Source organism: Acetobacter cerevisiae, assembly GCF_001580535.1.
Classification (GTDB): domain Bacteria; phylum Pseudomonadota; class Alphaproteobacteria; order Acetobacterales; family Acetobacteraceae; genus Acetobacter; species Acetobacter cerevisiae.
The window spans coordinates 1-9570 of sequence record NZ_LHZA01000088.1 but is presented as its reverse complement, the minus strand read 5'-3'; the positions used below and the strand labels follow the sequence as shown (position 1 = coordinate 9570).

Here is a 9570-nt window from a genome sequence, read left to right as displayed (position 1 = left end):
AAATCTGTAAGGGGAAAAGAAACTTTGATAGCCTGACGAATAGGTTCAGACATTGCGCTTCCGCCTTCATGTCGGACATAAAAGTGGGTTGGCTCGCCTTTCGCATAACGGACATAGTCCGCGCAGTCCCCCGCTATCACTTGGAGCCGAGAGTGGGGTGATCGTTATGGGAAATAACCAGCAAGAATACAGGCGCTTAGGTTGGCCGTAGCAAGACACGCCCGAAGCCACTGGGCAGGGAGTATAAATCATTTGGATCGGGCAACGATGCTTTCGGTTTTCGGCCTTGACACGATGATGTTCGGTGCGGGCGGCAATCCAGATTTTATGGACAGCGTCAAGATTCATGAAGGCAATTCCGAACCCAACCAGAAGGTCGAGCCAGACCGAATGGTGGCCGAGCGTGATACGGAAGCAGTTTTCATTCTGGGTTCTATTGGCATATCGGACATAATCTTCAAGTAGTTCTGTGCAGCAGTGGCCCATACCTGTCACTTGAACAAGGTTTCCGGAACTCCCGTTTCGTTTTCAGAAAAACTACCAAATTTGACAGCAAGAATAGGCAAAACAAACAGGTTAAGTATCATTGATGTCATGAGCCCTCCAAGAATGACAGCTGCCATAGGTCCTTCGATTTCCCGCCCAGGCGCATTCATATCAACAGCCAGAGGCGCCAGTCCAAGCGCCGTAACGAGCGATGTCATGAGTACGGGGACGACGCGGTCTCTGGCCCCCCGGAGCGCTGTTGTTACTCCCCATGTGAGATGTTCCCGCTCGACCAAAGTCTCAAAATGCGAAATCATCATCACCGAATTCCGAAGCGTAATCCCGAATAGAGTAACGAAGCCGACTGTTGCCCCAAGAGTTAGCGTTGTGCCGGAAACAATGATTGCCAGAATGCCGCCGACAAATGCGAAGGGAAGATTGACGAGTATCAGAGCGAGATTGCGCCATCCTTGTGTGATTATTGAGAGCAGAATCATGACCGCTATGGCAGCGAGCCCGGAATTTATAAACAGTTCCTTGCGTGATTGTGATTCAGCTTCCGCTGCGGATGTAAACTGAACGTAGGTTCCAAGAGGCAGTTTGATATTTTTTGCTATAGTCGTGCGTGCGTCCTGAACGAAAGATTGAGCTGATCGTCCTGTAACATTTGCGGTGACAGTCTGTGTTCTCTGTGCTCCCAGATGTGACACCTGATAGCGACCGTTCGTCTCATATATGTCTGCGACAGCGCGGAGTGGTACGTAGTTTCCGTGAACAGTATGCAGTGGCAGGAAGCCGACAGACGCAACATCATTACGACTTGCGTCATCAAGACGAACCATAACATTAAAAGCCGCAGAACGCTCGTATATCTGCCCCACGGTTTCACCCTGCCAGGCTGTATGGATGGATCGGAGTACATCCGCCGACCGAAGCCCCCAGCGCTCCAGATCAGCAGGGCGTAGCCGAATAGCAAGTTCCGGAACACCAGGGGGTGCTTCTATCCGGACATCTGTTGCGCCATGTATCTGATGCAACATGCGGACAATATTATTTGCCTGGATATCCAATACATCCAGATCATCGCCAATAATATTGATTGCCACAGCCGAAGACGAACCAGAAAGGGTTTCGTTTACGCGCATCGTCAAAAAACTACTGACAGAAAAACTGGCCCCAACGAACCCGTCAAGCGCTTTGCGAACGCGGGCATCAATCTGTCGGGAAGCCTTCCCATCCACCTGATTCAAATCAACCTCAAACTCGCTGGTATGTGGTCCATACGTGTCCTCATCCAGCGAGGCGCGTCCGACTCTCTGAGCAACCGAACGGATTTCGGGAAGCTGACGAAGTTTTTCTGTAACCTGTCTACCTAATTTCAGAGACTGTTCCAGGGAAGTCCCCGGAGCAGCCGTCATATGAATGATAAGGTGACCTTCCTTGAAATCAGGAATGAAATCGCTTTCAAGGAATGGAAGGGCCGCAAACCCTATCAAGGTGGTCAGGATCATCCCGCCTATAACAAATCGGGGATGGCGCATTAATCTGGCCAGAAGACGTTCATAAGCTCTGGCGGTCCATCCTGCCAGGGGGGGCTCTCTCCGGGTTTCTCCAGGCGTCGCCAAGAGCCATGCGCAGAGTGCAGGTACAACGGTTACAGCAGCGGCAAGAGAAGCCATGACCGCAAGAACATAAGCTGTTGCCAGTGGAGCAAACAGTCGTCCCGAAAGTCCGGGAAGGGCGATGACAGGCAAGAAAACGATAATGACAGCAAAGGTCGCGTAAACCACTGCACTGCGGACTTCAACGCATGCATCGAGTACGACGCGCGCTGTAGATGCGGGCTGGACCAGAAGCCGGTTTTCACGCAATCGGCGTGTAACATTTTCGACCCCGATCACGGCGTCATCCACGACCTCGCCGATGGCGATAGCAAGCCCCCCCAGGGTCATGGCATTCAAAGTAACCCCGAGTGTCTCCAGCAACGACAGGGCTATCAGAATAGCCAAAGGTATGGTGGCGCAACAGATTGCAGCGGTTCGCAGGTCAAAAAGGAAAAGAAAGATTACGGCAACCACCAGAAAACCGCCCAGAAGCAATGCTCGTGTGGCATTCCCCAATGCGGTCGTAATGAAATTGGCGGGTCGGAACAGGTCCGCATGCAATGTAATCCCCTGTCCCTGCAATTGCGGGCGGAAATCGGTAAGTGCCGCCTCGATTTCCCGGGTCACAGCCATCGTATTGGCACCGTACTGTTCCCATATATTAACCACAATGCCTGTCTTTCCCTCGATACTGGCCGCGCCGAAGGCGGGAATAGGGGCTTCAGTTACAGTGGCAATACTGCCCAGTGTGACAGCACCATTATCAGAGCGGACAATCACAGTGCGGGCCAGACTTTCTGGCGTCAGGGCCTGACCGTCAGACTGAAGAACGACTCTTTGGTTCGGGGTATCAATAAAGCCGGCCCCCTGTATGCCAGTTGCTTCCTGGGCAGCCGCAAGGACGTCATCAAGTCCGATATGATGCAAGATGAGTTGGTCTGGATGTACCTGTATCTGGAGTGACCGACGCTCCCCGCCAAACACACTGACTCCAGCCACACCAGGCAACGCCAGCAGACGCGGCCTTAATGACCAGTCAGTAAGCGTGCGCAACTGCATGAGGGACTGTTGTTCCGACGTCAGACCAATCACCAGTACCAGACCGGCGGATGAGGTCAGTGGCGTCATAGTCGGAGCATGAACACCGGCTGGCAATTGCTGTGCAACAACATTCATTTGTTCCCCGACCAGTTGCCGGGCGCGATAAATATCGGTCGATGTCGCAAACAGGACGTTGACGACTGACAGTCCCTGAATCGAAGTCGATTGCACGCGCTGAATACCCGGGAGGCCGGTCAGGGCAATTTCCATTGGGCGACTAACCAATGTTTCGACCTGTTCCGGCGTAAAACCAGCGGCTTCGGTCTGGATCGTGACCCGTGGCGGAATGAATTCCGGAAACACATCATAGCTGGCATGTCTCAAGCCATACAGGCCATAGAAGAACAACAGACATGCGGTTGCGATAACCACGCCCCGGAAGCGGATCGAAAACCCGATAATAGCTGCCTGAAGGCTGAAAGAACGTCCCGTCATCAGTCGTCATCGTCTCCTGATTCAAGCTGAGCTCGGAATTCTTCAGACAGAAGTAATTGCGTACCCTCTACGACGATTTGCGTTTCGTGTGTGATTTGTCCTGGAGTATCTTGGATCAGGTAGCCACCTTCTCGGTCCGGCACGTCGGTCGTAAGGGGTCGGCGTGTAAATTTTCCGTGTCCGTTATCACGGTATATCCACGACTTACCTTGCAGCCAGATAATAGCTGATGCAGGTATCCGGATACCGGGACGTTCCTCTTCGGTAGGCAGGAGAACGGAAACATTCATGCCCGCGACAAGCTGACTTTCAGCCGACGCAAAATAGAAAAAGCTACGCCCCTGAAGAGCAGGATCGGTCATGGTTACAGGAGACAAATAGTGGAGCATTGTCCCGTGTCCACCCGTGTTTCCATAATCGGTCACATCCGCCTGACTTGGTGGGGTTGGTAGATCCGTATCTGGTGGAAGGGTCACCTTGACCAAGACCACTTGTTGTTGAAGTAACTGTGTAATGAAAATTGTATTTTTTTCGGTAGCGTCAGATATGACCGAACCAAATTGCTGTCTGATAATATTAAGTGCGTTATTCACCCGGACCTGTTCTGCTTTTACCATAGCTGAGTTGGACTGAAATCTGGCTGTTGTCTCCTGGAATTGTTCCTGAGAGATATTCTGCCGGTCGCGATACAGTCCTTTGTCACGATCGAGTTTCGCACGGGCAAGCGTCTGCTGTGCCTGCATGCTCTCCAGCCGCGCTTTCATGTCAGCATAATCACTAACAAGAGTGATAAGTTGTGTTGCGTTCAGAACGTAACCATAGGCGGGAACCAACTTTCTCCAAGGCACGATGCTGGGTCGTGCAGAAGCGATGCCACTCTTCGTAACTGCTTCCGGGGAGACCGTCACGGTCGCCTCTGCGCCAAGAACCGAAACTGGTGGATCATCATCATCTGCAATAGCAATGTTCGCCACGTTTAGAACTAGGAAGACAGAAAGACCTACAAGAGGCAGCCAGAAGGCCCTCGCTTTCATGGTGAGTTCCTTTGGTTATTTTCAAGCAGGCCGGAAACCTGCGCGGCACTGGTGTGATCAAAAATGGGCTGCTGCATGCCATCTTCGATCTGACCTATGGCTTGCCGTTGCTGAATTTCTGCTTCAAGAAGAGCGGTCTCTGCTTGAATCTGCTCTATATGAGTCATAACCATCGTTGGTCGGTCGATTGCGCCTGACTGAAGGCGGTGCTGCATCTGGTTCAGCCTTACCCGTACGGTTTTGGCAAGTTCATCCGCCTGTAGCAGAATTGATGTCGTGCCGCGGTAATTGGCCGTAGCCTGCGAGATGGACTTAAACACCGTGTTCTCTGCACGCCGGAGACGAGCCGCCGCCTCATGCTCCTGCCCAACAGCTTCAGCTATGGGGCCTTCGTTCTGATTGAAAATCGGAATTTGCAGAGAGGGATTTACCTCAAAGCGATTTGAAATATCCCAGTTATAGGCGGGACTGATGGTGACATCGGGATAGCGTCGGGAAACTTCGACCCGTAGAGCCTGTCGGGCGGCGTCATAAGACGCAAGAAGTTCCCGCAGATCCGCGCGTTGCATTACGGCTTGGTATCTCATGTCCTGTGAATCGCGGTATTCCATGAGGTCGGGACAGACATCAAATGCTTTTGTATCAAGAGCAATGGAATCAAGTGCTTCGGCAGGAACCCCGATTGCTCCTGCCAGAGCTGCCTTACGGACGGCATACTCGCGCCGCAGATCACTGACAGACAACTCGGCATGGATCATTTCCGTCCGTACCTGCGATATTTCGAGAGCGGATGCTCGCCCCTGATCAAAACGTGCCTGTTCCAGGGTAAAGAGTTCGCGTTTAGCTGCCGCAGTCTCTTCCACAAGCTTGAGGCGCCCGGATACAGCCCAGACGCCGAGAAGAGCAGACCGCGTGTCGCTGCGTAGTTTCCATGCAGTATTGATGACTTCCCATTGCGCGACGGCAGCCCGATATCTGGCTTCTTTGATACGGTGATAACGCCTGCCGAAAAATTCGATCAGTATTGACGCGCCGTAGCCGACGTAATGAGCCGATGGGCCACCCAGCACCGTGAAACTGGGATTGGGCAGTTGACCGGCTGTCTTGATTCCAGCGCGAGCCGTTTCCAGTTCAGCTTTAGCTACAAGGATATCGGGATGAAAATACAAGGTAGCAAGCGTCAGGCGAGTGATGCCCCATGCGTTTTCCTGACTCGATACGTTTGGTCCGAGAACTTTTGTAATGAATTCTTGCAATCCGGCATCCGTAAATTGACGGCTGGAAAATTTCTGGACATCTGATTCCGGCGAAATATTTGAGTGATCACTATTTGTACAGCCACAGAGCAGGGGAAAAATCAGGAGAATGAATGCCGCATTATAGCGTGTGCGTCTCCTTACCTGCTTAATATATTCTAGAGTATTATATGATTTATACATTGATATGTCGTGATATATCTGATTTGTTATCTGTTAGTTCTACTCTCGATTGTCGCATAATCTGCACACCTCCACTAATACCAAGCATCGCAAGGATGGCAGCTACCGCAATATCCGGCCACGCAGAACGAGTGCCAAACACGCCCAGAGCTGCCAGCACAACGGCAACATTTCCGATCGCATCATTACGAGAGCAGATCCATACAGAACGGCGGTTGGCATCACCTTTCCGGTGTGTCCATAATATGAGGGCACAGGCCAGATTGACCGCGAGGGCAAGCAGACCAATGCCGCCCATTGCGTCTGGGTGAGGCGGATGGTTGCTGTTCATTACTATCCACCCAGCATTGGCCATTACCCATAGCCCAGCCATGAACAGGGTCAGGCCTTTCAGAAAGGCCGCGCCAGCTCGCCATCGCAATGCCATTCCGGCAACACTGAGGCTTATTGCGTAGTTGGCGCTGTCGCCAAGGAAATCAATCGCGTCCGCCTGTACGGATGCAGATCCAACCGACACGCCAGCCCCAGCTTCAACGGCAAACATGCTGGCATTGAGAAAAAGCGCGATCAGGAGCGCTCTCCGCCATGATTTATTGATTGGTAGCGGCGTATCTGTGCATCCACCACAGCATCCTCCTGCCATCCAGCGCCTCCCTGACGAATCATCTGTTTTAATGTATGCTCCCTGTAGCAACTACAGGGTCAAGAGGCAGGGAATGCGATCGATTGGTGCCTTGGGGAAGGCGACGAATACCAAAGTCGAGACGATCCGCTATTACGAACGGATCGGTCTTCTGGCTCCGCCACAGCGGACCGATGGCAATTATCGCACTTATGATGATGAGGCACTCGCGAGACTGTCTTTTATTCGTCGATCTCGGGATCTGGGTTTTTCATTAGACCAGGTAAGAGCTCTATTATCCCTAACGGATCAGGGAACCCAGGATTGTAAGACAGTTGATAGAATTGCTCGTGACCATATGGCAGAAATTGAGCGCAAAATTGCGGATATCATCGCATTGCGCCATGAACTTTCTACGATGATAGAATCATGCGGGGGAGGTAATATTTCAGAATGCCGAATTATTGAAGCACTTTCTCCGTTTGATAATTAGTTCTCCTGACTTTTTTCGCAGCCAGTCGATTCTGCATTTGACGGAAGATTACCCGAAATAGTTATACGGCCTCATCCTCACGTGTCAGAATCTGAAAAATCCTCATGGAAAATTCAAGGACTATACGTGCTCCCATGGTGGCAGTTTATGATCAGGCCAGTTCTGAAGCAGACATTCGGCTTCCCCCCCAAAGCAGCCCACGATTTCTATACGCGATCTGTGCAGAATTGCTCCCATTGCTTCATCATCTCCTGTCGCTTGTTGAGTAGATCTCCTCGCCGATAGGCGGCTTCAACCTTGTTACCAATGGCGTGGGCCAGCGCCATTTCTGCGACTTCTCGCGGGAAGTCGGTTTCTTCTGCTGCCCAGTCGCGAAAGCTGGAGCGCAGTCCGTGGATGGTTACGTCTTTAGTCCCAGCTGCACGATGAAGCGCTTTGGAGATGGCAACGTCACTGAGCGGTGATCCGATTTTGCCTCCGGGGAAAATCAAACCATCTGCGGAGGGCAGGGGGCGCAGTATTTCCATTCGTCGGAGCACGTTCAGGGCGCCCGTTGTCAAGGGTACGCGATGTTCCCGCTTTGCTTTCATGCGTTCCGCTGGGACGACCCAGATTTGCTTTTCGAGGTCAATCTCAGACCACCGTGCATGACGCACTTCACCAGAACGAGCCGCCGTCAGGCAGAGAAAACGGGCGGCAAGAGCCGCAGCGCCGTCTTGTCGCTCAAGTTGCGCAAACACAGAAGGAAGATCGCGATAAGGCACGGCCGCATGATGCACGACTTTTGCCACGGCTGTTGGTTTGGGAAGAATGTTGGCAAGATGACCGCGCCAACGCGCAGGGTTGTTACCTTCGCGCCAATGATGACTGTGCGCATAATCCAGAATACGTTCAATGCGCCCACGCAGGCGACTGGCTGTCTCCGTGGTGGTTTCCCAGATCGGGCGCAGTACGGCGAGAACATCCTCAGTCTGGACCCGGTCAATTGGAAGATTTCCTATGAGGGGATAAGCATGCCGAGCGAGAGAACTACGCCACATGGGCGCGGAACGCGGATCTTTCCAAGCTGGTGTCTGTTCCTTGATATAGTGTTCGGCAACCTCCTTGAAGGTCCGCTTCTTGGTGGCACTCTGCTTTCTTTTGGCCTGTTCTTCCAGAGGGTCACGTCCCTCCAACAAAAGACGGCGAGCCTCGGCAGCCTTGCTGCGGGCTTCAGAGAGGGACACATCACGGGCAGGACCCAGTCCCATTTCCCGGCGCTTGCCGGTCAGAGGGCTTTTATAACGAAAGGTCCAGGCGCGAGTCTCACCCCGAATCGTGATCCATAAATTTCCGCCATCGCCATAGACGCCATCTTTCAGGCTGGCGATCTTGCGGACGGTCAACTGGTTCGGCGGAAGCTTGCTCATTGATTTATGGTCCCATCTTCAATCCCACCTTATATCATACGGTTCGACGCGTCTATCTGCGGCGTTAGGTGGCGACAGTGTGAGTTAATTGACTGTTTTAAAATGGAAAATATATCTTCAGGCGTCGTGTGGTCTCTTCGTGTTGGCGGACACCCCTTCCGCCATCAGTAAAATCCCCAAACTTGCCAAATAGTCCCAAAAAGTGCAGAAAACTGCTGTTTAAAGCGGTTTTGATTATGCCACAAAGTGCCGCTTCATACCGCTAAATTGCAGGTGTGTTGTGTGTATATGTCGGGGTATAATTTTCGGGGTCGGGGTATCGTATGCTGACCGATATGCAGGTCAGAAGGCTGCTTCCTGCCGGGAAATCTTACAAAGTATCCGATTCCGGAGGTCTGTATTTGCAGGTCTTGCTACCGGCTTCAGGCTTTGGTGTCTGGCTTGTGAAGTGACGCCATAAAAGCGGCAGTATTTCCTGAAAATTTCTCTGCATGCATGAACGGGTGGGGCATCCTTTAGTGGCGTGGCCCCCATGATTTATCCGTCTAAATAAATGGAAAAAACGGACGCTTGTTGTCAGGTTCCATTTTGAAAAGACCCGAAAAGATCGTGCTGAATTCTCAGTCAAAGCCTCAGGAAGCAGATTTGGGAATAAGGGATATATCAAATCTTTATAAGCGGTTAATGTTTGTTAATAACTAATGTTTTTCTTGCACTAACTTTTTTAGAGACCTAACTGTTTTTTAGTTACTAACAAACCCGTTGAGAGTGTCGTGCGGGTTTATTTGAAAAATCGAGAGAGGCTTCCATGGTCGCATCTGTACATCTTACAAACAACGACACCGGCGATGATATTCTGCTGAAGGCGAATAGTGACGGAATAATCGAAATCACCGCAGATTATGACGGCTGGACCATTGACGCGGATTTCTCACATTTTGTCTGAA

General features: G+C 51.7%; 8 protein-coding genes. 3 read left to right on the top strand and 5 right to left on the bottom strand.

The genetic code is table 11. The features are described from left to right. Nucleotides 1–252: 252 nt before the first annotated feature. Nucleotides 253–465: a hypothetical protein gene (locus AD928_RS01420; RefSeq protein ID WP_233419885.1), complete on the top strand. Its 213-nt coding sequence runs from the start codon at nucleotides 253–255 to the stop codon at nucleotides 463–465. 26 nt (nucleotides 466–491) lie between these two features. Here AD928_RS01420 and AD928_RS01415 read toward each other — a convergent pair whose 3' ends face one another. The 4 genes from AD928_RS01415 to AD928_RS01400 are packed head-to-tail and all read right to left on the bottom strand — an operon-like array spanning nucleotide 492 to nucleotide 6742. Continuing rightward, nucleotides 492–3626: an efflux RND transporter permease subunit gene (locus AD928_RS01415; protein WP_062247650.1), complete on the bottom strand. Its 3135-nt coding sequence runs from the start codon at nucleotides 3624–3626 to the stop codon at nucleotides 492–494. After that, complete coding sequence (locus tag AD928_RS01410) at nucleotides 3626–4660, bottom strand: efflux RND transporter periplasmic adaptor subunit (RefSeq protein WP_062247648.1); 1035 nt, start codon at nucleotides 4658–4660, stop codon at nucleotides 3626–3628. Before AD928_RS01410 ends, AD928_RS01415 begins: the two co-directional genes overlap by 1 nt. Further along, complete coding sequence (locus tag AD928_RS01405; RefSeq protein WP_019088956.1) at nucleotides 4657–6099, bottom strand: TolC family protein; 1443 nt, start codon at nucleotides 6097–6099, stop codon at nucleotides 4657–4659. The genes AD928_RS01410 and AD928_RS01405 overlap by 4 nt, the downstream gene beginning before the upstream one ends. Further along, nucleotides 6092–6742 carry a cation efflux transmembrane domain-containing protein gene (locus tag AD928_RS01400; protein WP_010516881.1) on the bottom strand — a complete coding sequence of 217 codons (651 nt, stop codon included), beginning with the start codon at nucleotides 6740–6742 and terminating at the stop codon, nucleotides 6092–6094. The genes AD928_RS01405 and AD928_RS01400 overlap by 8 nt, the downstream gene beginning before the upstream one ends. A gap of 73 nt (nucleotides 6743–6815) precedes the next feature. Between AD928_RS01400 and AD928_RS01395 the strand changes: the two genes are divergently transcribed. Further along, nucleotides 6816–7214: a MerR family transcriptional regulator gene (locus AD928_RS01395; RefSeq protein WP_062247646.1), complete on the top strand. Its 399-nt coding sequence runs from the start codon at nucleotides 6816–6818 to the stop codon at nucleotides 7212–7214. Between the two features lie 206 nt (nucleotides 7215–7420). Here the strand turns inward: AD928_RS01395 and AD928_RS01390 are convergent, their stop codons facing one another. Continuing rightward, nucleotides 7421–8623: a tyrosine-type recombinase/integrase gene (locus AD928_RS01390; protein ID WP_062247644.1), complete on the bottom strand. Its 1203-nt coding sequence runs from the start codon at nucleotides 8621–8623 to the stop codon at nucleotides 7421–7423. 808 nt (nucleotides 8624–9431) lie between these two features. Here AD928_RS01390 and AD928_RS14665 point away from each other — a divergent pair. Continuing rightward, entirely contained in the window at nucleotides 9432–9569 is a 138-nt protein-coding gene (locus AD928_RS14665) for a BTB/POZ domain-containing protein (RefSeq protein ID WP_156470040.1), read from the top strand. The last annotated feature ends 1 nt before the right edge of the window (nucleotide 9570 follow it).

Excerpts from the sequence above, each read along its gene's own strand:
- AD928_RS14665 (WP_156470040.1), top strand. The coding sequence starts at position 9,432 with ATGGTCGCATCTGTACATCTTACAAACAACGACACCGGCGATGATATT.
- AD928_RS01390 (WP_062247644.1), bottom strand. The coding sequence starts at position 8,623 with ATGAGCAAGCTTCCGCCGAACCAGTTGACCGTCCGCAAGATCGCCAGC.
- AD928_RS01405 (WP_019088956.1), bottom strand. The coding sequence starts at position 6,099 with ATGTATAAATCATATAATACTCTAGAATATATTAAGCAGGTAAGGAGA.
- AD928_RS01410 (WP_062247648.1), bottom strand. The coding sequence starts at position 4,660 with ATGAAAGCGAGGGCCTTCTGGCTGCCTCTTGTAGGTCTTTCTGTCTTC.
- AD928_RS01400 (WP_010516881.1), bottom strand. The coding sequence starts at position 6,742 with ATGGCAGGAGGATGCTGTGGTGGATGCACAGATACGCCGCTACCAATC.
- AD928_RS01395 (WP_062247646.1), top strand. The coding sequence starts at position 6,816 with ATGCGATCGATTGGTGCCTTGGGGAAGGCGACGAATACCAAAGTCGAG.
- AD928_RS01415 (WP_062247650.1), bottom strand. The coding sequence starts at position 3,626 with ATGACGGGACGTTCTTTCAGCCTTCAGGCAGCTATTATCGGGTTTTCG.